This is a genomic window from Streptomyces sp. NPDC058240 (assembly GCF_042882135.1).
In the GTDB taxonomy this organism is placed as follows: Bacteria; Actinomycetota; Actinomycetes; order Streptomycetales; family Streptomycetaceae; genus Streptomyces.
In genome coordinates, this window is record NZ_JBHVWT010000063.1 from 1 (window position 1) to 24,863 (window position 24,863).

The 24,863-nt window shown below is 65.8% G+C and carries 17 protein-coding genes and 2 pseudogenes; 8 read left to right on the forward strand and 11 right to left on the reverse strand.

The genetic code is table 11. From position 1 onward, the window contains the following. Window positions 1–163: 163 nt before the first annotated feature. From ACFVX4_RS38005 to ACFVX4_RS38015, 3 genes are read right to left on the reverse strand one after another with little or no spacing between them, the layout of a single operon-like run. Complete coding sequence (locus ACFVX4_RS38005) at window positions 164–931, reverse strand: FAD:protein FMN transferase (protein WP_389986877.1); 768 nt, start codon at window positions 929–931, stop codon at window positions 164–166. Further along, window positions 924–1,358: an FMN-binding protein gene (locus ACFVX4_RS38010; protein WP_389986880.1), complete on the reverse strand. Its 435-nt coding sequence runs from the start codon at window positions 1,356–1,358 to the stop codon at window positions 924–926. The genes ACFVX4_RS38005 and ACFVX4_RS38010 overlap by 8 nt, the downstream gene beginning before the upstream one ends. An 11-nt stretch (window positions 1,359–1,369) precedes the next feature. Beyond that, on the reverse strand, window positions 1,370–2,734 hold the full coding sequence (locus tag ACFVX4_RS38015; RefSeq protein WP_389986883.1) for a ferric reductase-like transmembrane domain-containing protein: 1,365 nt from the start codon (window positions 2,732–2,734) through the stop codon (window positions 1,370–1,372). A 173-nt stretch (window positions 2,735–2,907) separates the two neighbouring features. Between ACFVX4_RS38015 and ACFVX4_RS38020 the strand changes: the two genes are divergently transcribed. Next, on the forward strand, window positions 2,908–3,642 hold the full coding sequence (locus ACFVX4_RS38020; protein WP_389986886.1) for a response regulator transcription factor: 735 nt from the start codon (window positions 2,908–2,910) through the stop codon (window positions 3,640–3,642). Continuing rightward, the gene (locus ACFVX4_RS38025) at window positions 3,639–5,063 is read left to right on the forward strand and encodes an ATP-binding protein (protein WP_389986889.1); all 1,425 of its coding nucleotides are present in this window, start codon (window positions 3,639–3,641) and stop codon (window positions 5,061–5,063) included. The genes ACFVX4_RS38020 and ACFVX4_RS38025 overlap by 4 nt, the downstream gene beginning before the upstream one ends. 107 nt (window positions 5,064–5,170) lie before the next feature. Here the strand turns inward: ACFVX4_RS38025 and ACFVX4_RS38030 are convergent, their stop codons facing one another. Continuing rightward, window positions 5,171–5,557, reverse strand: coding sequence for an ArsR/SmtB family transcription factor (locus tag ACFVX4_RS38030; RefSeq protein ID WP_389986892.1), 387 nt, complete (start codon window positions 5,555–5,557; stop codon window positions 5,171–5,173). Between the two features lie 122 nt (window positions 5,558–5,679). On the opposite strand from ACFVX4_RS38030, the pseudogene ACFVX4_RS38035 reads away from it, so the two are divergent. Continuing rightward, window positions 5,680–6,439: pseudogene (locus tag ACFVX4_RS38035) on the forward strand (cation diffusion facilitator family transporter); the annotation flags it as partial. Window positions 6,440–6,524: 85 nt separating this feature from the next. Here ACFVX4_RS38035 and ACFVX4_RS38040 read toward each other — a convergent pair. Together ACFVX4_RS38040 and ACFVX4_RS38045 are read right to left on the reverse strand one after the other, a co-directional pair. Next, on the reverse strand, window positions 6,525–7,496 hold the full coding sequence (locus ACFVX4_RS38040; RefSeq protein ID WP_389986895.1) for an acetylxylan esterase: 972 nt from the start codon (window positions 7,494–7,496) through the stop codon (window positions 6,525–6,527). Continuing rightward, entirely contained in the window at window positions 7,493–10,843 is a 3,351-nt protein-coding gene (locus ACFVX4_RS38045; protein WP_389986898.1) for a discoidin domain-containing protein, read from the reverse strand. The genes ACFVX4_RS38040 and ACFVX4_RS38045 overlap by 4 nt, the downstream gene beginning before the upstream one ends. 532 nt (window positions 10,844–11,375) lie before the next feature. Here ACFVX4_RS38045 and ACFVX4_RS38050 point away from each other — a divergent pair. Then, complete coding sequence (locus ACFVX4_RS38050; protein ID WP_389986901.1) at window positions 11,376–11,552, forward strand: winged helix-turn-helix domain-containing protein; 177 nt, start codon at window positions 11,376–11,378, stop codon at window positions 11,550–11,552. Between the two features lie 392 nt (window positions 11,553–11,944). Here the strand turns inward: ACFVX4_RS38050 and ACFVX4_RS38055 are convergent, their stop codons facing one another. From ACFVX4_RS38055 to ACFVX4_RS38070, 4 genes are all read right to left on the reverse strand, one after another. Then, entirely contained in the window at window positions 11,945–13,171 is a 1,227-nt protein-coding gene (locus ACFVX4_RS38055; protein WP_389986903.1) for an ABC transporter substrate-binding protein, read from the reverse strand. Window positions 13,172–13,278: 107 nt separating this feature from the next. Then, complete coding sequence (locus tag ACFVX4_RS38060; protein WP_389986905.1) at window positions 13,279–13,926, reverse strand: hypothetical protein; 648 nt, start codon at window positions 13,924–13,926, stop codon at window positions 13,279–13,281. Next, on the reverse strand, window positions 13,923–14,774 hold the full coding sequence (locus ACFVX4_RS38065; protein ID WP_389986908.1) for a carbohydrate ABC transporter permease: 852 nt from the start codon (window positions 14,772–14,774) through the stop codon (window positions 13,923–13,925). Before ACFVX4_RS38065 ends, ACFVX4_RS38060 begins: the two co-directional genes overlap by 4 nt. Then, window positions 14,771–15,772 carry a carbohydrate ABC transporter permease gene (locus tag ACFVX4_RS38070; protein WP_389986911.1) on the reverse strand — a complete coding sequence of 334 codons (1,002 nt, stop codon included), beginning with the start codon at window positions 15,770–15,772 and terminating at the stop codon, window positions 14,771–14,773. The genes ACFVX4_RS38065 and ACFVX4_RS38070 overlap by 4 nt, the downstream gene beginning before the upstream one ends. Window positions 15,773–16,032: 260 nt before the next feature. On the opposite strand from ACFVX4_RS38070, the gene ACFVX4_RS38075 reads away from it, so the two are divergent. Then, complete coding sequence (locus tag ACFVX4_RS38075) at window positions 16,033–17,049, forward strand: LacI family DNA-binding transcriptional regulator (protein WP_389986914.1); 1,017 nt, start codon at window positions 16,033–16,035, stop codon at window positions 17,047–17,049. Between the two features lie 110 nt (window positions 17,050–17,159). On the opposite strand, the pseudogene ACFVX4_RS38080 reads toward ACFVX4_RS38075, so the two are convergent. Further along, window positions 17,160–17,732: pseudogene (locus ACFVX4_RS38080) on the reverse strand (ATP-binding protein). A 1,374-nt stretch (window positions 17,733–19,106) separates the two neighbouring features. Here ACFVX4_RS38080 and ACFVX4_RS38085 point away from each other — a divergent pair. Genes ACFVX4_RS38085 through ACFVX4_RS38095 form a run of 3 tightly spaced genes read left to right on the forward strand, consistent with a single transcriptional unit; the run spans window position 19,107 to window position 24,672 of the window. Beyond that, window positions 19,107–20,702 carry an FAD-dependent oxidoreductase gene (locus tag ACFVX4_RS38085; RefSeq protein ID WP_389986917.1) on the forward strand — a complete coding sequence of 532 codons (1,596 nt, stop codon included), beginning with the start codon at window positions 19,107–19,109 and terminating at the stop codon, window positions 20,700–20,702. Further along, window positions 20,699–23,167 carry a glycoside hydrolase family 2 protein gene (locus ACFVX4_RS38090; protein ID WP_389986920.1) on the forward strand — a complete coding sequence of 823 codons (2,469 nt, stop codon included), beginning with the start codon at window positions 20,699–20,701 and terminating at the stop codon, window positions 23,165–23,167. Before ACFVX4_RS38085 ends, ACFVX4_RS38090 begins: the two co-directional genes overlap by 4 nt. Before the next feature lie 8 nt (window positions 23,168–23,175). Continuing rightward, window positions 23,176–24,672, forward strand: coding sequence for an ADP-ribosylglycohydrolase family protein (locus ACFVX4_RS38095; protein ID WP_389986922.1), 1,497 nt, complete (start codon window positions 23,176–23,178; stop codon window positions 24,670–24,672). The last annotated feature ends 191 nt before the right edge of the window (window positions 24,673–24,863 follow it).

The following is a 24,863-nucleotide window of genomic DNA, read 5'->3' on the forward strand; positions in this document are numbered from 1 at the left end:
ACCGCCCGAAATCCAAGCGACCGCCCTACCGCAAGAGCGAACGGACCACCAGTAAACACACAGAGTGACGACAGAAGCTAAAATCGCAAGCTTAGGTAGCAAGCCGCGGCCGCGACCGGGAGGCGCCCGTTCCCTGCGCGCGGGAATGACGCTGTGTCGCACCTCATGACCCATAGCGGCTGAATCCTGGAGTTCGCCATTCCTGGCCGTCAGGCAGAACCGCGAGTGCTTCGTAGCCGTCCAGTGTTTCCACCCAGCCCTGTGCCCCGTTGCCTCGGGCGAACGCGGCGGTGGCGTAGGTGTCGGTCAGCGTCAGGCGGGGCCCGACGAGTGTGAGGGAGGCGAACGTGTCGGCAGGTCTACCGGTGTGCGGGTCGACGATGTGATGGCCGCGTTCGGCGGTGCCGGAGGTGGCGACGGCCAGGTCGTGGCCGGCGGTGATGACGGTGGCCAGTTCACCGGGGCGTAGCGGGTGGGCGATGCCGATGCGCCACGCAGTGCCCGGGCCCGCCTGTCCGCGGAGCTGCAGGTCACCTCCGCCGTTGATGCACGTGTGGTGCGCGCCCGCGTCGTAAAGGAGCTGGGATGCCGCTTCGGTGGCCCAGCCTTTGACGAGCCCCGAGGGGTCGAGGGTTCTCGCGGGGATGATGCTGAACCAGCCATCGCTGGCATGGGCGGCCTGTGCGCACAGGGACAGGACTTCGTGGACTTCGGGTGGGCAGTCCTCCACCCGGATCTCGCCGCGGTCGAGGCGGCTGATGTGGCTGTCGGGCCGGTAGGTGGAGAACACGGCATCGACCTGGTGGAGGTGGTGCACAGCCTCGACGAGGGCGCGGCGGATGGCGGGGGTCGGCTGGTCGCGGATGTCGAAGGAGAAGACGGTGCCCATGACGTGCTCGACGTGGCGCAGACCCTGTGTGGTGTCAGGCATGGGCCTGGTCCAGGGCGCTCTGGAGGGACTGGATGTAGCCCTGGCTGGTGTAGCTGGCGCCGGAGACGGCGTCGATGTGCGCGCTCTGGGCTCCGATGGCCTCCTGGGTGAGGCGGGGCAGGGCGTAGGCTGCGATCTCCTGGTCACGGCCTCTGTGGTCGGGGGCCTGGAGGACCTTGATCGAGGTGATCTTGCCCTGGTTGAGGATGGCGGCGACCTGCACGGTTCCGTACTGGGTGTCGATGGGATCTCCGGTGAACGTGCCCGTCCCAGTGGACGTGCCCGGCGAGGTGCCTGCGGGAGTGTGCGAGGTCGTCGGGGAACGGGGAGCCGCCCCGGCCAGGGCGGGGAGCTGGTGGGGTTTGAGGGCGAGCAGGGCAACGATCAGGGCGCTGATCCCGGTGGTGGTGAGGACGGCTCGGCGCATGGCGGTTCTCCTCAGAACGCGAAGGACTCGTGGTGGATGCGCCGGGCCGGGACACCGGCTTCGCGCAGGGCCCCGATCGCGGCCTCGGTCATGCCGGGCGGGCCGCAGAGGTAGACGTCGTGCGCGGCCAGATCGGGGACCAGGGTGCTCAAGACCCGGGCGGTGAGGGGGGAGGCGTGTCCGGCCGGTTCGTCGACGATGTAGTGCACGGTGGCCCGTCGGCGGGAGGCTATCGCGTCGAGTTCACCGCGCAGGGCGAGGTCGACGGCGCGGCGGGCCCGGTAGACGAGGGTCACCTGGCCCGGGAGCGTCTCGAACAGCGCACGCAGGGGGGTGATGCCGACCCCGCCGGCCAGGAGCAGGACCCTGGGGGCGGTCCGGCGGTTCGCGGTGAAGGCGCCGTAGGGTCCCTCGGCCCACACCCGGGTGCCGGGCCTCAAGCGGGCGACGGCGGCGCTGTGCCCGCCGGCGGTCTTGACCGTGATCCGCAGGTGGCCGGGGTGGGCGGGGGCCGAGAGGGAGTAGGGGTTCGCGGTCCACCACAGTCCGCGGGTCAGGAAACGCCAGCGCAGGAATTGCCCCGGCTCGCCCCCGAGGTCGTCGAGGTGCTGGCCGGTGAGGTGGACGGAGACCACGCCCGGTGCTTCGGGGTGGACCGCGGCCACGCGCAGGCGGTGGCGCAGCCCTCGCCGGACTGGGACGGCGAAGCGGTACCAGGCGACCAGGGCCGCGACCGCGAGGAACAGCGTGTACCAGGCGGCCTGCGCGAGGCGGTTGCCGACGAAGTCGGCTCCGTTGGAGAGCTGGTGTCCGAAGGTGAGGAAGACCGCCAGGTAGGTCGCGAAGTGCAGGTAGTGCCACGTCTCGTAACTCATCCTGCGGCGGGCAGCGCGGGCGGACATAATCCCTGTGGCCACGAGCAGCAGGAAGCCGGCCGTGCCCTTGAGCAGGTCGGGGTAGTGAAGGACGAGTGTGGAGGTCTGGCTGACCACGTTCGTGTGGGAGGTCAGCGAATAGCCCCAGATGATCAGCAGGGTGTGCGCAAGGGCGAGGGACACGGTGCAGCGGCCTCCCCAGGCGTGCCAGCGGGCGAGCCGGTCGGTGCCGATGGTGTGGTCCAGGAGCGGCATCCGGGCCATGAGCGCCAGCAGGACCGCGCAGGCGTATCCGGCCAGGAGACCGGTGATACGTCCCGCGCCGGTGAGCCAGCCCGCCGGGCCGACCACCGAGTTCGTGTCGCTCCACCACAGGCCCAGCACCCCGGCGGCGCCGGCCCAGATCACCAGCGGCACCAGGAACGGGAAAAGGCTGCGGCGCGGGCGCCGGTGGCGCATCCCGCGGCTCGCATACGTCGTGGTGGTGAACGTGGTGGTCATGGGGCTCCTCCGGATATGGCGCACGCTCCGGCGATGGGTGGCTAGCCTCACAGCCCAACCTCTGAGTACCTTCTGAAACAGCCCCGCCGACCGCTCTCAGCTCCGATTCAGAGGAAACTCAGAGACACGCCTCACCCCTGCCGTGGCCTGCGCCGGGGGATGCTGAAGGAACCATGGACGAGCCGCGTACGACATCGCTTCTGCACCGCCCCGACGGAGATCCCGTACGGATTCTCGTCGTCGACGACGAACCCGACGTCACCGATGTCCTGGCCGGAGTCGTGACCGGCGAGGGCTGGCAGGTCCGCACCGCCGCCGACGGCACAACCGCACTCGCGACGGCCCGTGATTTCCGGCCCGACGCGGTGGTTCTGGACTGGATGCTGCCCGACCTGGACGGCCTCCAGGTCCTGCGGGCCCTCAGACGTGAGATGCCCAAGGTGTGCGTCCTGTTCCTGACCGCCCGCGACGCAGTCGAGGACCGCATCGCCGGGATCACGGCGGGCGGCGACGACTACGTCACCAAGCCCTACAGCCTGGAGGAAGTCCTAGCCCGGCTGCGCGGGCTGCTGCGACGGGCCGGAATGACCGCCGGGCCGGGCGTGAACCTGCTCACCCTTGGGGACCTCAGCATGGACGAGGAAGCCCGGGAGGTCCGGCGCGGCGGTGTCACCGTCGAGCTGTCCCGCACCGAGTTCGAACTCCTTCGCTTCCTCATGCGCAACCCGCGCCGGGTGCTGTCCAAGGCCCAGATCCTGGACCGGGTCTGGGCCTACGATTTCGGCGGACGCGCCCACGTCGTCGAGCTCTACATCAGCTACCTGCGCAAGAAGATCGACGCCGGACGGGCTCCGATGATCCACACGGTGCGCGGGGTCGGCTATGTGCTCAAGCCGGACTCGCCGTGAGGCGCCCGGTGCCCCGCACCCTGCGCAGCCAGCTCACCGCCGGACTCGTCACCCTGCTCGCCCTCGCGTGCCTCGCCGTCGGGATCACGACCGCCCTCGCCCTGCGCGGTTTCCTGATGGGCCGTCTGGACGAGCAGCTCGCCGCCTCGGGCGGCCGGTTCGCCGCCAGCCTGGAACACGAGGCCACGCCTGACGCCGACAACCGCCCCGACACCCGGGGTCAGGCCGAATCGACGTTCGGCGCCCGGCTCCTGGACGGCACCACCACCCAGGCCGCCGTGGTCCACGACGCCACCGACCGCACGGTCCGGCTCACCCCCGAGGACCGCCGCGCCCTGGCGGGGGTGCCCGTGGACGGAAACGGGCACAGCATCCGCCTCTCCACTCTGGGCAAATACCGGGTCACGGCCGTCGACGGCGACGATCAGGACGTCATGATCACCGGTCTGCCCCTGCACCCGGTGGAAGAGACCGTTCACCGCCTCGAAGCGGTCGAAGCCGTGCTGTTCTGCGTGGCACTCCTGGCCACCGGCATCGCGGGGGCCCTGTGGGTGCGGATCTCCCTGCGCCCCCTCCAGAGGGTCACCGCCCGGGCGGCGGAGGTCGCCGGGCTGCCGCTGGCCAGTGGCGAGGTCGCCATGCCCGGACCGCTCCCCGACACCGACCCCCGCACCGAGGTCGGCCAGGTCGGCGCTGCCCTCAACCACATGCTCGGCCACGTCGAAGACGCCCTCACCCGCCGCCACGCGAGCGAGGAACGGCTCCGTCACTTCGCCGCCGACGCCAGCCACGAACTGCGCACCCCCGTCGCCAACATCCGCGGCCACGCCGAACTCGCCCTGCGCCACCGCGGCCCCGTCCCCACCGAAGTCCGCCACGCCCTGGAACGCATCGGCAGCGAGTCACAGCGCATGACCCGCCTCGTCGACGACCTGCTCCTCCTCGCCCGCCTGGACGCCGGACGCCCCCTGGAACACGAGCCGGTCGACCTGACCCTGCTGATCCTGAACGCGACGGACGACGCCCGCGCCGCCGGCCCCGGCCACCACTGGCTCCTCGACCTCCCCCAAGAACCGGTCACCGTCACCGGCGACGCCCACCGCCTCCAACAGGCCATCGGCAACCTCCTCGCCAACGCCCGCACCCACACCCCGCCCGGCACCGACGTGACGATCTCCCTCACGACGGAACAGGCCACCGTCTGCGTGGATGTGAGTGACAACGGTCCCGGCATCCCCGACGAACTCCAACCCGAAGTCTTCGGCCGCTTCGTCCGCGCCGACCACGCCCGCTCCCGCAGCACCGGAAGCACGGGGCTGGGCCTCGCCATCGTCCACGCCGTCACCACCGCCCACGGCGGGACCGCCACCGTCACCAGCAGACCCGGACACACCACCTTCCGCATCACCCTCCCGGGCTGAACCCGGCGCCCTGCCAGCACACCCCGGCAGCCCGCAGAGAGACGATCACCCCGGAGCCTGTCGCGGAACTCTCAGAGACGTTCATTTGGACGAGGCCGGCGACCGGGTCACCCGGCGTCGGCGGGGACCGCCTCGGCGAGCGGAGTGTCGCGCAGCCCCAGGCGCAGGTGCTCGACGTGGAAGAGAGCCTGGTCGAGGAGCTGGGCGACGTGGTGGTCATAGAGGGAGTAGACGATCGAGCGCCCCTGTCGTTCTCCGGCGACCAGCCCGAGGTTGCGCAGCAGGCGCAGCTGGTGGGAGCAGGCCGAGGGTTCCATCTCGACGGCTTCGGCGAGCGCGGCGACGGCGCACGGGCCTTCCTGGAGGCGGGCGAGGATCCGCAGCCGGGAAGGAGTGGCCAACGCTTGGAGAGTGGCGGCGACGTCGGCCGTCCCTACAGCGTCGAGGCGTTCGCGGGTGGTGGCGCGGTGTCCGCCCTCGGTTTCGTGACCCATGACGCCCATCCTACTGGTGACATATGAAGACATGTTCACATATTCTTGTAAGGTGATGGGTGGTACCGCCCCGCATTCCGTGCCGGGCTGTCCCCGCCCGTCTCTGGAAAGGTTCCTCTGCCGTGAGTACCCACCACCACGAACACGATCACGGGCCTCATGCCGGTCACGGCGAAGGCCACCCGCACGACCACGACCACGGGCATGCGGATTCGCGCTGGTCGCGGTGGCGTCATAAGCTCTCGCACCTGGTGGTCCCGCACGGTCATGAGGTGCGGGACAAGGTCGATTCAGCAATGGAGACTTCCCGGGAGGGCATGCGGACGCTGTGGCTGTCGCTCGGGATCCTGGGGCCTGACCAGCGTGGTCCAGGCAGTGGTCGTGGCCCTGTCGGGGTCGTTGGCGCTGCTGGGTGACACCATCCACAACGCGGCCGACGCGCTGACCGCGGTCCCGCTGGGGATCGCGTTCGTGCTGGGGCGGAGGGCGGCGAACCGCCGCTACACCTACGGGTACGGCCGTGCCGAGGACCTCGCCGGGATCGCGATCGTGCTGACGATCGCCGCGTCCTCCGCGCTGGCCGCGTATACCGCCGTGGACCGGCTGCTGAATCCGCGGGAGGTCACCCATCTGTGGGCGGTGGCCGCCGCCGCGGTGGCTGGGTTCATCGGGAACGAGTGGGTGGCGCGCTACCGGATCCGCGCCGGCCGCCGGATCGGATCAGCGGCCCTGGTCGCCGACGGACTCCACGCACGGACCGACGGATTCACCTCACTGGCCGTGCTGATCGGTGCGGGCGGCGCGGCGATCGGCTGGAGGTACGCGGACCCCGTCGTCGGTCTGCTCATCACGCTCGCGATCCTGATGGTCCTGCGGGAGGCTCCAAGTGGGGTGGTCGAGGCTCGGACCGGCCCGGGCAGTCCAGGTGGCGAGGTTGCTGTTCGGTTGCTGGGCGGCGAAGTCGCTGTCAGCCGAGGTGAGCGTCGAGAAAGCGCAAGACTTCAAGGTCCTCTGTGCTGCCGCCGCCGGCATGGCCGCCGTACTTCCAGATGCGAAGTTCCTTGCCGCCCGCATACGCGTCAAATGCACTGGCGACCGTCGGCGCCGGACACACTGTGTCGCGCAGCCCGGCAGAGAAGAGCGCCGGCGCTGTCGCGCGGGGACCGAAGTTGACCGCATCCACATATGACAAGGCGCGCATCGCCTCTTGTTCTCGGTGGACATGGGTCTCCAACCATTTCACGATCTCCATGTATGGCCCGGATTCCGCGAGGGTGAGTGCACGCGGGATGTCGCACAGGAACGGGACCTTCGCCACGACCGCAGCGAGATCGGGGACCAGGCCCGCGACTGCGAGCGCGACTCCGCCGCCTTGGCTTGCCCCGAAGAGCGCGACACGCGAAGGATCGATCCCGTCGAGGCTCCGCATCGCATCGACCGCACGGACGGCGTCGACAATGAGTCGGCGGTAGTAGTAGTCGGACGGGTCCGTGACGCCCCGCGATGCGAAACCGGGGACAGACGGACCCGATCCGTGGGGGTCGGCGGTGTGCCCGGGGCTGTGCACGCTCCCCTGCCCGCGGGTGTCCATCGTCAGGTGGGCGTATCCGGCCGAAGACCACAGAAGGCTATCGATGTGCTCGCCGCGCCCATTGCCATAGCCCACGAACTCAACGACGGCCCCGGCCTGTTCCGACAGCCCCTTCGGCTTGCGGAGCCAGCCCTTGACCGCTTCACCCTGAAAGCCGGAGAAGGACACGTCGAACACATCGATGGTCTTCACCGGCGAGTCGATGCGGTCGATTCGGACGCTGAGCTCGAAGCTGCGAGCCTCGGCAAGTGACTGTTCCCAGAATTCGTCGAAGTCGGCGGAGGAAGCCGCCTCTTCATGCTCTCGACTCACGGGTGTCATCGGGTGGGTAAGGCGGGCCTGGGTCATTTTCCGTAGATCTCCACTTCGAGAACGCGCGCATTCGTGTACCCGGGTGCCGCACATGCCTTCCTGATGTGCAACCGCACACGCTTCGTCGTGACGGGAACGAAGGAGAGGTCGTTGAAGGTCCCCACGTAGACATCCCGATCATTGTCGGCAACTGCGGTGACGGTTTGCCACGTGGTGCCGTCCCACTGTTGCACCTCGAAATCTGACACTTGGAATCCTCTGTTGGCCATGAAACCTGTGTGCACGCAGACCCGACCGATTGTCTTCGCGCTCGACCAGGCGAACTCGAGGTCGTGCGGCTCGCCGGATTGGGAAACCCACCGGCTCGAGTCCAGGTTGGTGATTCCGTCGACGAGCTTCGCGGTGGCGGTGCCGACGAGGGTGGAGCTCGCCGTGATCGTCGCGTCACGCGCGACGTTCTTGAGTCGGGACGGAGCGGGGTGCGAGGCATCGGCTGACCGCACCTCGCCGGTGACGGCAACGACCTTGTAGTAGTTGTCTGCACTGGAGCTCGCCGTGTCGACCAGACTCTGGTCCGGATGGTTGCTTGCAACGACGGCGTACGGACCGGCTGGACCCTCGGCACGGAGCACATCAAAACCGGTCGCGGTGTCTGCCTCGACGTGCAGGCGATCAACGTTCACGGACGATCCGTTGGAGATGACACCGGCGCGGCCCGGTGCGGATTCCTGGAGGCTGCCTGAGTTCACCCGGAGCACTTCGCTGCCGTCGCGGAAGAGTGCGAGCGTCGCTGCGTTGAGTTCGAAGCGATAGGTGACCTGTCGTCCGGCCGTCGGCATCGCATACGGGTCGGTGATCGCGGGGGTCGAGCCGAGAATCGTTGTCTCGCCGTTGAATACGCGGCCGATGCTGTGCTTCGTCGTCACGAAGTCGAAAACGGCGAACAGGTAGTTGGCGGCGTCTGAGTATCGGAGCACGAGTCCGGCCGAGCCGGACAAGGGTTGTGAGAACGCGAGTTCAGCACCGACGAAGTGGTTCGCGACAACGTCAGGACCGAACAGAGCCGTGCCGGAACCACTGATGGCGAGCCGCTTCGACATCCCGATTCCATTGGCGAGTGGACCGTCAGCCCCCGGCAGGCTCACGACCTCCCACGGGCCGTTCAAGGCCCAATCGGCCGAGCCACTCTCGAGGTTCGAGCTTGCGATGCGCTTGTACGACGGCTTCCACCACACCGCGGTGCCACCATTCCCGGCAGCCGCGAGCACGGTGTGTGGCGCGTAGGGCACATCCGCACTGGGGGTCGCCACCAGGGCGTTGGATGCCGAAGACTCGCCGTAGCCGTTCACTGCATGCACCGTGAATGTGCACGCCTCGCCGTTCGCGATGCCACGCACGCGCAGGCCGATCGCGTTGCCGGCATCGATGGTGTTCTCATGTCCGACTGCACCGTGGCGCACGATATAGCTGTTCGCCCCGATAACGGGCTGCCACGACACGTTGACGGAGCCATCGCCGGGCGCCGCCGCCTCAAGAAGCGGGGCGGCGGGTGCGGTGAGGAGCACATGACAGGGTTGTGATGCTGTGCCTTGTCGCTTCTTGGCCAGTGGCGCAACGGTGAACTCATAGGCCTTGCCCAGTGCAAGCCCGGCGAAGGTGGCTTCCGTCTTCCTCGTCACTCGACGTCTCACGACGGTTCCGTTTGCGTCCCGGCAGAGTACGAGATAGTCACCGGTGCCGAGGGCCGGCGTCCATGCCACTTTGACGCGTCTGCCGTTCGGCTGGGCGCTGAGGATGTTGGCTCCGTTGCGAGTGACGAGAGCGGGGTCAAGGCTTGTGCGGGCCCGTTTCCAGCGCACCCTCATCACGCAGTACGCCGGCACCGCCACGACGCCGGATGCGCTTCCCTCGGTCATGAGGATGGAGCCCGGCGCGGCGGCTGTGTTCTCTGCACGAGGGTCGTCCGAGCTTATGAACAGAGTGTCGAACGGACCGGGCAGCGTCACGCCGCCCCACTGGAGAGTGAGCGAATGCGCGGTGGCCGACTTGTTCGTGATCACGAGCGAGTCGTATCCGTCGAGTCCGACATACGCCTGCGTGTGCACGGCCGGAACTGTTCCACCATGCTTCGGCACGGTGACGACAGCCTCGGAAGTGGAGGTGGCGAGAGTGTGTGAACTCCGATTGATCGCGTCGAGGCACACGGCGAGGGCCAGCGCAGAGCCGTGTCTGACGATCCCGTACTCGAAGCCGGCGGTGTCCAGAGTCTCGCCGCGTTCGTAGACGGACTTCATCGTGTCGAGGTAGGGCTTGGTGAAGGTGGTGCCGAACTGCACCAAGCCGTGCAGCATGACTCGATCAACATTCGGATGTGCCGAGAGCCGTGTGACGAATTCAGCTGCGAAGATCCCGTTGTACAGCGTGCGGATGATTCCGGATGTCGACAGGGCAGTCATTGTGCTCGGAGTCGAGTTGAACTCGCTGACGAACACACGCATGTCCGGGCGGCCCTTGGCGAGGTAATAGCTGTCGATGTAGGAGTTCGTACGGTCGGCGAGGCGGGTGTTGAGGTCTTTCGCGGCGTCGTCGAACGTGCTGTATCGATCACCGCCGCCGTACATGTGGAAGGAGATCCCGTCCCAGTACTTGTCCGGGTAGGCGCCCAGCGCCTGATCCCACGCCGGGGCCTCGCCTTGCGAGAACATGACGTTCACCTGGGCGGCGGGATCAACCGCCTTGATGGCGTCGTAGTACGGCTTCATTCGCGTGGCGTAGTCCGTCGCGTCCATGAAGAAGGTCGGCAGCAGCCACCCTTCGTTGCTCAGCTCGAATGCCGCAACCCTGATGTTGTTGGCCAGGCAGTAGCCGGCGACTGCAGCGGCGGATTCCGGGGTGTCGGTGAAACCATTGATGATGACCACCGTGTCGGCCTGAACGTCGTCGAGCAGGGCCTTGTAGCCCGCGAGACGATGCAGATCCGGCTTGGCGCCTATGACCTGTGCATCGTCCTGCGACGTGTCGAATGCTGTCATCTTGCCGAAGAACTGTGCGGCCCACTCCGGGCGCACGTCACCGCTGCGAAGGTCGAAGTAGTCCGAATCCGTGCCGGAGGGGTACCGGAGCGTTCCGGCGCGAAGCTCTCGCGCAAGACTCGCTGCCTGCGGGTCCGCGAAATTCATTCCGACCACTTGGAAGTCCGGGTTGTAGCCGCCGAAGTTCGGCGCAAGCGGGGCAGCAGTACCCGGGTCGATGCTCACGGTGAGCGGCTCGCCGGCGCTCGCGTCCGCCGCGAACGCACGCCCTGGCGCTCCATTCACCGAGATGAGTGCCGCGCCGGCACCCGCCAACCCTGCTTTGATGACTGTTCTGCGTGATGCTGCCATGATCTCGACTCCCTTGTCTCGAACAGGTGTTGATGCGCAGCGGTGCTGCCGACTCGGCTGAGCCCTCGCCCGCACGATCCGGCCGGGCGTGCGGCCGGGGCTGGGTGCAAGCTGGGCTGCGACGGAGGCGTCAGGCTCTTCGTGCAGCCCAGCTGCGTTATGTGGAACTTGCGGCCCTGCTGCTGAGCCTTCGCATTGCCGTCGGGTGGTGACGACTATGGGTGATCCCTGCGGTATGCGGGTGGGATGCCGTATGCGGAGGGTGGGTGCCTGACCGCTGAGCGGCGGGCGATTCGCGAACAGGTGCGACTGAGGCCGACGGGCGGTTCGCGGCGGGTGGGAAAACCGTGGTGATCGCGCAAGAGTTGCGGGTGAGTGAGCGTTCGGTGGAACGCTGACGTCGAGCTCGGCGGGAGGGTGGTCCGCAGGCCCTGCGTTCCGCTCGGCCGGTGAAGGTACCGAGGATCTCGGATGCCCAATTTGCGGTGCTGGAGGAGGAACTGGGCAAGGGCCCGGCCGCCCGTGGCCTCGAATGTCGGTGGTGGACCTCGGGCCGGTTCAGGCGGTGATCGACCGCCGCTTCCGGGTGACCGTGTCGGTGACGATTGTGTGGCGGCTACCGAAGAGGCCGGGCTGGTCGTGGCAGGCGCCGACGCGCAGGGCTCTGGAACGGGACGAACAGGCGGTGGACTTGTCGGAGAGGAGGTGAGGCCGCAGGTAGAGCGTCGCGGCGGCGCTCGGTGCCTGGACCGACTACCGCGACCTGCTGGTCCGCGCGCACATCCGGCTCGGCGGACCGACCGTGGTGGTCGGGACAACTCCAACACCCGTCGCACAGCCGGCGTGCAGAAGTACGCGGCCGAACACGACTGGCTCGGCGTCTTCCAGCTGTCTTCTTATGCGCCGGACCTCAACCCCGTAGAGGGCGTCCGGTACTTCTTCGGGGCGGCACGACGGCAACTCCGCCTCCGGGGACCCGGGCCATCTCACCCGAACGCTGCACCGAGGCCTCAGACCCGTGCGACCCCAGCACCCACTCGTCGACGTCCGCCTGGCCGGGACCGGACTGACGCGCACAACACCGACACCACACTCGAAACCTCAGGACTTGGCGCGCGAGAAGTTCTTCGCGTCGATCTGACCGGCATCCACGGCATCCTTGAATGCGGTGTTGTAGGTCTTCGCGACGGACTTGAGCCCCGAATCGATGTTCTCGGTGCCGAGAATCAGGCGCGCGAGGGAATCCCGGAAGTTCTCACCCTGCACGTTCAAGAGTGCCGTCGGAGCGACGAACCACGCCTCATCGGACTTCGACGGTGCATAATCGGCGTACTGGTGCCAGGTCGCGGCTGCCTTTGCGGTCGCGGCCGCATCTTCACGGATCGGGAAGGTCAGCCCAGTCTTGCCGAGTTCCGCGTTGAGGTCGGAACCGATGAGCGTCTTGAGCACTTCCGCGGCGTCCGCCGCGTTCTTACTCCCAGCATTGATGGCGTAGGGCGTGCCCGCGTTCATGGCCTGCCGGACCGGCTTCTCTTTGTCTGGAGCCGGCACTGCGGCAGCAGCCCAATCGACCTTCGTCGCGTTGGTCTCGTTGAGCACCCCGACATCCCAGGAAGTGGAGATGAACATCGCGATCTTGCCGTTCGAGAAGGCCGCCCTCATGGCGTCGTTCTCCAGCGAGCTTGCTCCCGGGTATGCCCATTTCTTGGCGATGAGTTCCCGGTACAGCTCAACACCGGGCTTGTACTTCTCGCTCTGATACTCCTGTGCGTCCACGTTGAAGATGCCCTTGCCCGTGAGGTCTGCATCGCTGTTCGTGATGGCGGGGTCCAGCATCCAACTGGCCCAACCGACCCACTTGAGCGGGAGACCGAAGCAGTACGCGTCTTGGCCGCTTGCTTCGATGGCCGCACAGGTCGACGTCACCTCGGAGAAGGTTGTCGGCGGCTTCTCCGGGTCGAGACCGGCCTTGGCGAAGAGGTCCTTGTTGTAGGCGAGTCTGGTCGTGTCGGCGGTGGTGGGAACCGCATAGATCTTGTCGTTGTAGATGTACGGCGACGGCTTCTGGAGCGCGCTCTCGTATGCCGCCAGGTCGTCACCGCTCAAGACATCGTCGAGCGACTTGAGGAACCCCGCCGGGGCCAGCACCTGCGCATTCGAGGCATCGAAGACATCGGGGCCCTTGCCGGTCTTGAGCGCCAGCTGGAGCGCGTCGAGGTAGGAGTCCGAAGCCTGAACCGTAACCTCGATCTCGGTGTCGTTATCCTTGCCCCACTCCTCGAGGAAACTCTGGATCGCCTTGGACTGGGCGCCGTTCTGAATCCACACGCTGACCGCCTGGTCAGACGATGTGGTACCGGAGCTGCATGCGGCGAGAAGAACCATTGATGCGCCCGCCCCTGCAACCGCTGCCCAACGCGTGAAACGCCGTGTTCTCATTGCGTGATTCCTTTTGGTGTGTATTGCGGGATTGTCCGGACGAATACTCGAGGCCTTAGCCCTGTACGCCCGGGGATGAGTATCGCCACGCTGCCGACAGCGCCGAGGCTGACGGCGACGAACGCGAAGATGATCACGAGTTGGGGCGGGCAGATCGTGAAGATGATCACGGATGCCGCCCAAGGGGTGAGTGCGGCGACAGCGCGGATCGGCCGGGTCACGGCCAGGACTCCGATCTGCCGAACAACCCCTGCCGGCGTGGGTGCGGTGAGGCATGCGACGGGGGCGAACACCATCAACACGGCCGTGACAGCCGTCGCGGCCAGAGCGGCGCCGGACGCCGCGGGGCCTGCCCCGCTTCGCGCCAGCCATGCAAGGCTCAGTGCCAGCGCACCGGGTATCCCGATGAACGCCATGGCGAAGATGGTCGTCGTGGCCCGGTTCCACATAGTGAACAGGAATCGCCGCCAGCTCGGTCCGTCGCCGTCCAGCAGACGTGTTGCACCATCGTAGAGTGCCACCGTTGCGAATGGGATGGTGACGAGAGGCAACGAGCAGAGTGCCCAGAGCACGGTGAGCCAGGCAAGCGAGCTGAAAATTGAACACGCTCTGGCAATCCCGCCGACGATCACTGAGCGATTCATCCCTTGACGCTCCCCTCGGTCATCCCCTGGATGAAGAAGCGTTGGAAAACGAAGAAGAGGATGACGATGGGCACGACGATCAGCATCGCTCCGGCAAGCATCAGGTCGTACGCCTGCGTGCCCTCCGACGTGCTCCTGAGTGCGAACACGCCCACCACCAGCGTCCTGAGCTCTTGATCGCTGATCGTGAACACATACGGGATCTGGAAGTTGTTCCATGCTTCCTGGAACGCGAGGACCCCGGTCGTTGCCAGAATCGGGCGCATGAGCGGCAGTGCAAGCCGCGAGTACACCCCGAAGAGCCCGAGGCCGTCCAGCCGGCCGGCTTCCTCAAGCTCGATCGGCAAACTCTCGCAAAATGCCCGGATGAGGAACACGTGAATGATCCCAATACCGGAGAGTTCAACAAGAATGACGCCGAAGAGGTTGTCAACGCCCAGGATCTGCGCGATCTCAAGCCGCGGATAGAGAGTGGCTGTGCCAACGCCGACGAAGAGCGTGAATGACATCACGGCGAAGATCGCACGATGGAAGGGCACGGCTCGTCTGGCCAGTAGGTAGCCGAGCATGGAAGAAGCGAAGATGTCGATTCCGACAACACCGACTGCAACGACCACAGAATTGAGGAGGTACTGACTGAAGCCGCCCTTCTCCCACGCGCGCACGTAGTTGTCGATCGTCCATGTGGTCGGGAAGAGCTGCGAGCCACTCGTCAGAATCTCAGCTGACGGTTTGAATGACGCGAAGAACGCATAGACCAAAGGAACGAGCGTGATGATCGCGACCGCGGTCAGGAACAGGTAGACAAGCAGTCGAAGTGCGGCTCTCGAGGTATTCCGACGACTCATCGCTTGCCCTTCTTGGCTATCGCGGTCTGTTCCCGCGCCGCCCGGTCACGGGAAACCGTCATATACACGAGCGACACGACCGCCGCAATGATGCTGGCGACGACGGCGAGTGCAGACGCATACCCGTACTGGCTCCCGCGGTCGGTGCCGAAGAAGTAGTCGAAAAGATAGGTGTACATGACGTCAGTCTGACCGGCCGGCCCCCCATCGGTGAGCGTCTTCACGAGGTCGAATGAACGAAGGGAGAAGACGATCGAGAGCACGACGACAACGCGAGTGATGGGCGCGAGTAGCGGCAGTGAAACGTGCCGGAACCGTTGGATCGCATTCGCGCCATCCAGCTGGGCGCTCTCCAGAAGGTCTTTCGAAACCGTCTGCAACGCAACGAGGAAGAACACCATGTTGATTCCGAAGTTCGACCACACCCCGACGAGGACCAGGCTCGCGAGGGCCGTTCCCTGGCTGCCCAGCCAATCGACGTCGGTCGAGATCAGGTTCAGCGCTTGGAGTATCCCGTTGATCACCCCGTTGTCGGGCCGGAGGAGAAAGTAGAACACGATGCCGATGATGGCAATGGAGATGACATAGGGCAGGAAGAAGAGTCCCCGAAACAGTCCCATCCCTTTGATCCCGCTGTTGAGCACCGTGGCCAGGAGCAATGAGAGCGGAAGCCCGATCACGATCTGTCCGACGGCGAAAACCAAGGTGATCAGAACCGCCTGCCACCAGGACTGGTCCTTGAACATGAGTTGGTAGTTGTCCAGGCCGATCCACTGGGGTGACGTCACGCCGTTGTACCGCGTGAAGCTCAGGAACACCACATACGCGACGGGAAGCAACGCGAACAGCACGAGTGGGATCAGCGACGGCAGCGCCATGAAAGTACCAACGAGGCGTTCCCGTGACTGCCACCGTGGGCGCCGCGATTGGAGCAGTGCGGCGGCCTGACGTTCGTCTTCTCGACTGCCGGCTCTTGTCTTCGTCTTGGCTCTGCTCACCAGAGTTCCACCATCGCACTCCCTGCGAGACGGGCGAAGTACTCCGCTGCGTCCCACGTTCACACGGTCCGACTCAGCACCGCGTCGTCGGAGGCGCGGGCGCAGCAGCAAGCAGAAAACGGCTCGAGCGGCATTGCCCAGTTCTCGTCTGATCGCGCTTCATCGCCCCGATTCCGCCTGATCTGATGCGTAACAGAAAAACAGCAGGAGCAAGCAAAGTCAAGGTTCGAAACCTGAGACGCAGCCGTTAGTGTCGAGGCATGGCAAACGAACCGAGGCGACCAGTGCGCCAAGCCGACATCGCCCGACTTGCCGGCGTATCCCAGGCGACCGTGTCCTCCGTGATCACCGGCAGCGGCGATCGTTACGGCATCGCCCAGGAGACTCGGGACAAGGTGATGGCTGCGGTTGAAGCACTCGGCTACGTGCCGAGCGCCGCGGCCCGTCAGCTGCGAGGAGCACGCAACCGGCTCATCGGCGTGCACACTTTTGAACCGATCTTTCCCATTAGCCAGATGAACTTCTACCACGAGTTCCTGGTCGGGATCGAGGAGCAGGCGGTGCTCGATGGCTACAACCTGTTGCTCTTCACTGCCACGGACAGCGCGACAGGAAGGCGCCCCCTCTTCGTCAAGGGCGCTTCCCAACTCTCTGTTGCCGATGGGACGATCTTGCTCGGTCTCGACAGGGAGCGAAGCGAACTTGAGCGCCTGGCGGAAAGCGGCTATCCCTTCGTTCACATCGGTCAGAGAACGATCGAGGGTGTCGACATCCCGTTCGTCAGCCCCGACTACGAGGCGGGTGTGTACAACGCCGTCGAGAAGCTCATCACGCTCGGGCACACCGAGATCGCCTACCTCGAGGACGACGTGAGATTCGAGGCGACCACGGCGAGGCGCGAGGGGTACCAGCAGGCGATGGCACGGCACCGACTGCGCGCCCGTGTGATTGAGACCGCGCAGTATGACGCCGCTTCCTTCGACTTGCGTGGAGCGACCGCCGTGTTCGCCGAGGAGTCTCCGCAACTGCTTTGGGTCACCACGCTCGCTGACAGTCAACATCTGGCGATTCCTCGTGACCTCTCGGTCGTCGCGCTTTCGGAAGCAGCCAGCGACACAACAAGACAGTGGACAACGCTCGCGGCACCCAGACGGCAGCTCGGCGCGGAAGCTGTGCAACTTCTCGTGAGCGTTCTCGACGGGGTCGACAGCCCGACGCACCGATTGCTACCGTGCCTCCCGCTCAAGGACGACACGCTAGACAAGCCTCGGGGTTGACGTGCGGACGATCTCCCGCGCGCCGCCAGTTGTTGGCATACGGACTTTCCTGCCCAGTTGTGTCCGGACGAATGTCCCCAGCTGCCAGGCCGCTTCATTCTCTCGCTCGTTTACCCTGACGCGGTTCTTGAGCCGGCAGCTGGGCTGTTGACGGAGATCGCTTCGCAGCGGTGCAGGATCTGGTCGAGAATCGCGGTGGCGAGGGCTTCGCCGCCGAAGACCTGGCCCCCACTCGCTGACGTCTTGTTCGACATCAGGATGATCGAGCCCTTTTCCTGACGTTTCGAGATCATCTGGACGGCCTGGTTCGCCTTTGCCTCCTTCGAGGGGCTGGTAGCCAACCTCGTCGCCAACGAGGACGCTCGGCCGCAGGTAAGCGCCGAGCTTGTTGTGGGTCAGCCGCCCGGCGGCCTTGAGGTTGCGGACCATGTCGTCGAGACCGGTGAAGTAGCTCAGTACCCGGCCCGGCAAGCCGCGAGGGCGACGGCAATGTGCGTCTTGTCGACTCCGGGCGGCCCGAGCGGGGCGGCGTTCGCCTCGGCCTCGACGAACGAGAGGGTGGCCAGGTCCATGGCCTGGCGCGGGTTGAGGTTGGGCTGGAGAAAGACCGTACTCATCGAGCGTCTTGTGGTGCGGCGGCCTCGACAGCTGCAGCCCTGCCGGAAGCGGCGGTCGTCCTTCACGGTGAGTCCCCGGACAGCACCGGGTCGAGGAGTTGAGGTAGCCCACGTTCCCCTCGCCCGCCCGCCGGGGTGTGTTCGTTGATTGTTTCGGCCAGGTGCGGCGGGCCGAGCCTGCCGGCCGTGCTGCGGATTCGGGTGCTGACCAACTCGCTCAAGACGTTTCCCCCCGTGCTCGGGTAGGTGGTGAAGGGGCGGGACCGGTCAGCTCGTCATAGACCAACAGCGGGCGGCGGCCGACATCGACGACACGGACACTGCGGCCGGCCGGCTGCTGATGCATGGCCAGCAGTGTCTCGCCGCTGCTGTCGGGAACGGCCGAGTGGAGCATGATCTGCGCTTTGGTGGCCCGGATCTCAACCAGTTGGCGGGGGCGGACGCGGCGGGCGGACGCCGCGTGGTCGAGGGCCGCCCGCTCGCCGACGATCTGCTGATGAGTCCTGTGTTCCCGGGCTTGCCGCTGCGGCGCCCAGGCGGTGAAGGCTCGGCCGGACAGGACGTGGTCGCGGACGATGAGGACCTGCCGTTTGGCGCGGCCTCTCCCGGTGCCAACGTCATGTGGAACGAGCAGACCTTCGGGATCCTGGCATCGGCGAGGATCTCGCCCTCGTCACTCCAGTCAACCTGGGCGCGGGCATCCAGGATCACCTCGAAGCGGAGGTGCATGCCCGCCAGTTCCTTCGGTGTGGTCCCGAGTTCCTCAGGGACCCTCGGGCGGGGTTCCTGAACATAGAGTTCGACGCGCTGGAAAACGACGGTGAACCCGTACTCCGCCACCAGCCGCTCGTGGATGACCGCGGCCTTCATCTGGATTTCCGCCCGCAGCATCGAGTTGACCGACGGTGCGAACTCGTCGGTCAACCTCGCCCGCGACCGCCCGTTCGGCGACCGGCGAGGAGGCATCTCCGGCCGCGGCGCCGAGAGGTACTTGCTGACCGTCTTCCCGGTCCGGCCCCGTCTCCCCGGCGATCTCCGACAGGCCGATCGTCCCGGACTCCAACACGCCACGGAAAAGACGCAGTTCCGACCAGCGATGCGGAGCCAGGCCATCGCAAGCTCTTCCACCACCCGAAACGACCAAGCAGCGGATTGCCGACCAGGAGGACGCACCACGTCAACAACCGCCACATTTCGGGCGTTCGCATGTGGGGACCTTCACGTGTACGTAGACACCAGTCACATGGAAACGCGAAGAGGGAGGCGATTCGCGCTCGCCGTGGTCTAGTCTGATACGCATCAGTAGAGAAACTGATGACGCCAGGAGGAGTCAAAGACAGTGACGTCGACACAAGCAGCCCATCACCACAACCGACGGGACACCCGTGAACCCCTTACCAATCCTGTTGGCAGGCGGCCACGTGTCGAAGGGGAAGACCGTTGAGTGAGCGGGAGATCTCGGCGGACGTCGCCATCATCGGCGGTGGCCTCGGCGGAGTTGCCGCGGCCCTGACCGCGACCGCCTTCGGACGGACAGTCGTGCTCACGGAGGCAACGGATTGGCTCGGCGGCCAGATGACGTCACAGGCAGTCCCGCCTGACGAGCATCCGTGGATCGAGACCCGCTCGAGCGCCACGTACCGCATCCTGCGCAACCGAATTCGCGACTACTACAAGCGCGCCTACCCATTGAGGGCGAACGCAGCAGCAGACCCGCTCCTGAACCCCGGTTTGGGCTTCGTCAGTGACCTCTGCCATGAGCCGAGAGTCGCCGTCGCCGCGATTGACGAGTTGCTGGCCCCCGCGCGCGCCGCAGGTCGTCTCACCGTGCTCCTCCACCACGAACCCGTCGCGGTCGAGGGTGAAGGCGACCGCGTGCTCTCTGCGACCGTTGCGGATCCGAGCGGGAACAGGGTCGTCATTCGCGCCCCCTACTTCATCGACGCGACGGAGCTCGGCGATCTGCTCCCCCTTGCCGGGATCGAGCACGTGATCGGGGCCGAAAGCCGCGACGACACCGGTGAACCGAACGCTTCGGAGCGCGCGGACCACCGCGACCAGCAGGCCCCGTCGTGGTGTTTCGCACTTGAGTACCGGCCGGGTGAGGACCACACCGTCGATCGTCCGGAGCGTTTCGAGCACTGGAAACGCCACCATGATTCGTTCTGGCCCGGCCCGCAGCTCTCGTGGACCGATCTTGATCCTCAGACCCTCGAACCACGCGTCCGACGCATTTTCGACGGGGACCCTGACGACGATTCGCAGAAGGACCTCTGGCGCTATCGCCGAATTCTCGCCAAGAGACAGTTCGAGACGTCGTTCACCGGCAACGACGTGACGCTCGTCAACTGGCCCCAGACCGACTACTGGGAAGCCCCGCTCATCACGAGTGACTCGGCCGTCGATGCGACAGCCATGGAGCGGTCCAAGGAGTTGTCGTTGTCGTTCTTGTACTGGCTGCAAACCGAGGCGCCTCGACACGACGGTGAGACCGGTTACCCCGAGCTGCGCCTCCGCCCCGACATCATGGGCACAGCCGACGGGCTGGCCAAGGCCATCTACGTTCGCGAATCACGGCGGATCGCCGCCGAATTCACGGTCTTGGAGCAGCACATCGGGCTCGATGCCGCCGAAGGGCGGGGCTCCGCGATCTTCCACGACACTGTGGGAATCGGGGGATACAGAATCGACCTGCATCCGACGGCCGCCGGCCGCAGCTATGTGGATGTCGCCTGTCACCCGTTCCAGATACCGATGGGCGCATTGATCCCGGTGCGGGTGCGAAACGTGCTCGCGGCGAACAAGAACATCGGCACGACACACGTGACGAACGGGGCATACCGCCTCCACCCTGTCGAGTGGAGCATCGGCGAGGCCGCGGGCGCCCTGCTCGCCTATTGCATCACCAACGGCCGGACGCCGAGCGCGGTGAGATCAAGCGAGAGTCATCTCGCCGACTTCCAGTCCCTGCTCACCACCCGGCTCGGCATTCCGCTCGCGTGGCCGGATGACATCAGAACGAGGAACACACGATGACGAAGGGCGTGCGCACGACGATTCCCCTCTCGGACTCCTGGACGGTGAGCAGGGAGCCTGCGACCCACTCGGGGGCCGGTATCGATGTCAACGAAGTCCCCGCCACCGTTCCCGGTTCTGTACACACCGATCTGCTCGCGGCCGGGCTCATCGCCGACCCATACATCGGCGACAACGAGCGCCTGACCGACTGGATCGGACGCAGCAACTGGATCTACCGGTGCGAGCTGCCCGCGGTGACCGCGGGGAACGAGCGCGTCGAGCTGCACTTCCAGGGTCTCGACACTTTCGCTGAAGTGCGGGTGAACGGCACCGTGGTCGGACAGACGACATCGATGTTCACGAGCTTGCGCATCGATGTGACGAACAAGCTCACGGGCAACGCGGACCTGCTCGAGGTGCGCTTCGAGTCACCCTACGCGCGAGCACTCGCGCGCTGCGACGAGATCGGGCCGCTGCCGAATCCCTACGACGAGCCGTACCCGTTCATCAGGAAGACCGCGAGCAACTTCGGCTGGGATTGGGGCCCGACACTCGTCACCGCAGGAATCTGGAAGCCCGTTGCAATTGAGATCTGGAGCGCAGCGCGGATCGGAACGGTCGCTCCCACCATCACAGTCGAGGACGGCGTCGGCGCGGTTGCCGCTCAGGTGGAACTGCTTCGCCAGCCGGGCGCCGACTCCGCCGGGCTCAGCCTCCGGCTCGAGATCGGCGAGAGTGTTCTGTCCCTCCCGGTGAACGATGTCGAGAACGCCGTCACCGTTCGGGCGGAGGTTGCGTCGCCGGAGCTGTGGTGGCCACGTGGATACGGCGAGGCCGCGCGCTATGACCTCGCCATCACCCTCGTCGATCGGTCGGGCCGACCGATCGACCGCTGGGAGAGGAAGATCGGCTTCCGCACCGTGGAGATCGAATCGGAACCGGACACCGAGGGATCTCCATTCACGATCGTGGTGAACGGTGTACGTGTCTTCGCGCGTGGGGTCAACTGGATTCCCGACGATTGCTTTCCCACCAGGGTGGGCCGACGGGAGTACCGCGAGCGCCTTGAGCAGGCGGCGGCGGCGAACGTCAATTTCGTGCGCGTGTGGGGCGGAGGCAACTACGAGGCGGAGGAGTTCTACGACATCGCCGATCAGTTGGGCCTCCTGGTCGCGCAGGACTTCTTGTTCGCATGCGCTGCCTACCCCGAGACCCCCGAGCTCATCGGTGAGGTCGATTCGGAGGTGCGCGAGAACGTCGTGCGCCTCGCCTCGCATCCGAGTCTGGTGCTCTGGTTCGGTGGCAACGAGACGCTCTGGGGCTTCCAGGACTGGGAGTGGAAGCCGGTGCTCGGCGATCGTGACTGGGGCGAGCGGTACTGGATGGAGCTCCTCCCGCAGTGGCTGGGCGAGCTCGACCCTACCCGGCCGTACTGGCCGAACAGCCCGTACTCCGGCAGCCCCGATGTACATCCGAACGACCCGGCACACGGCACGTCACACGCCTGGGAAGTGTGGAACTCCGAGGATTACCTCGCCTATCGCGATCTCCGACCGCGGTTCGTGGCGGAGTTCGGCTATCAGGCACCCGCCGCGTATCGCACGCTCCTGGATTCGGTCGGAGAGGCTGAACTGAGCCGACACTCGGCAGCACTGCAACACCACCAGAAGGCCGCGGACGGCGAGCTCAAGCTGCAGAGGGGACTCGACGCCCACTTCGGCGATCTGGATGCGTTCGACGACTGGTTGTTCGCGACACAGCTCAACCAGGCGAGGGCCATCACCACAGGCATCGAGCATTTCCGGTCGCTGGCACCGCTGTGTGCGGGGACCGTGTTGTGGCAGCTCAACGACTGCTGGCCGGCGCTGTCGTGGTCTGTCATCGACAGCGCGTCCCGACTCAAGCCGTCGTGGTACGCGCTTCGGAATGCCTACGCTGACCGGCTTCTCACCGTGCAGCCGCTCGACAAGGCGCTTCAGCTGGTGGCGATCAACGAGCGCGACGAGCCATGGCATGTGACGACCAGCGTGCGTCGGATGGGCTTCAACGGAGTCGAATCGGCCACGCAGCACGTCGAATGCACGGTCGAGGCCAGATCAGTCGTCCGTCTCGCGCTCGAGCCGACCGTCAGCGAGACAGTAAACCCCGCTCGCGAACTCATTGTCGCCGATGCCGACGGATGCCGGGCCACCTGGTACTTCGACGCCGACAAGAACCTCGAGTACCCGGAGCCCGTCTACTCGGCGGCCGTCATCGCCGAACCGAACGGCTACCGCATCGATATCGAAGCGAAGAGCTTGCTGCGGGACGTTTCGCTCTTCGCGGATCGAATCGACCCCGCGGCTGTCGCCGACGACATGCTCCTCACTCTGCTTCCGGGCGAGCGGGCGTCGATTTCAGTGACCACGGAGTTCTCAGGCAACCCCGATCGGTTTACCCGTTCGCCGCAATTGCGTTGCGCAAACGACCTCAGAAGCAAGTAGGGGCAAGCATGACTTCAATCAGCCGCGAAGCCGTTCTCGGATGTTGGCTCGGCAAGGCGATCGGAGGGACACTCGGTCAGCCATTCGAGGGCCTTGATGGTCCGCTGGACGCAACGTTCTACGAGCCCGTACCGACCGAGATGGTGCCGAACGATGATCTCGATCTTCAGGTCGTCTGGGCGTGCGTTCTCGCCGAGCAGGCAGAGCCGTCGGTCACCTCGAGTGCACTCGCTGCGGCGTGGACGACGCATGTGGAGTTCCCCTTCAACGAGTACGGGGTCGCCAAGCGCAACCTTCGCGAAGGAATCCTTCCCCCGTTCAGTGGTTCGTTCGACAATTGGTTCACAAAGGGCGAGGGCGCGGCCATCCGCAGTGAGATCTGGGCCTGTCTGGCACCGTCTGACCCGGCAACAGCCGCCGAGTACGCCTACCGAGACGCCTGCGTCGATCATGCGGGCGACGGCGTCTTCGCTCCAATGTTCTTGGCGGCGCTGCAGAGCAGGGCCTTCTCGAGCGGCACCGTCGGTGATCTGCTCGACGCGGGTCTCAGCGTCATTCCCCGCGATTCCGGAATAGCCCAGGTCGTCATCGCCACGCGCACATGGTTCGAGGAGTTCCCGGACTGGCGAGTCGTGCGGTCGCGGATCCTGGGCCGATTCGAGTCGCAGGACTTCACCGATGTGCTCATGAACACAGGCTTCGTCGTGCTGGGCCTCTTGGCTGGGCACGGTGATTTCGCGGAGTCGATCCTCATCACATCGAACTGCGGAAAAGACACGGACAGCTCGGCCGCGTCGGTTGGTGCAACGCTCGGAATTCTCTCGCCGGCGTCGATCCCGAGAGAATGGCTCGCGCCCATCGGCTCAGATCTCGTGCTCAGCCCGGGAATCGTGAACCTCAACGCTCCGGCGACGATCGAGGAGTTCACCGATCTCGTTCTCGGGCTGCGAGAGCGCGTCACCTACGTGCCTCGCGAAGCCGAACACAACTGGGACCCGCGCTCGAAAGCGGTGAGGGTTACCCGGAGCTGGTCGACGCGCGCCGGCGAACTCGGTGCACTGAACGACTGGTTCATGCCCGCCTCTCACGCGCCGGCGCCCGAGTTGGCCGGCGAGAGCACCAGTGTCGAGCTCGAAGGCACGTGGTCGCAGTTGGCTGCTGAGGGCTTCGAGAATGACCTGATGCTCCTTCGCTATCCGCTTGACGCCCGAGGGGTCCAGAACGTGCGCGTGATGGTCGCGAGCAATCTTCTGGTTCGCGTCTGGCTGGACGGCAACTGGTTGTTCGGTCGTGATGGCGGTGCGATGTTCCCGGCCCCGCACATGCCGCGAATGAACACCTTCGCCGACGTCGAACTCAGCGAAGGACCCCATGAGCTGACAGTGGTGCTTCACCGCCCGGAAGCCGGCCACGTGGGTGAGTGGGTCGTGGCGATCGCAGATTCCCGGACGAAGGAGTGGATCCCGGACGCATTGCGCGTTCCTTCGCAAAAGAGTGCAGCCTGAATGCACGCAAGATGGCCACGGCGCAACGTGCCGTGGCCGGGACTGTAAAATGTTCGGGTCTGGCCCGTAGTCGGTGGTGACTGGGGTGCCTCGAAGAACGAGGAAGAAGTGGCGCCACCCAGCAAATACTCGCCGGAGTTCCGCGAGGAAGCCGTCCAGATCGCGTTGAGGTCGAGCAAGACGATCTCTGA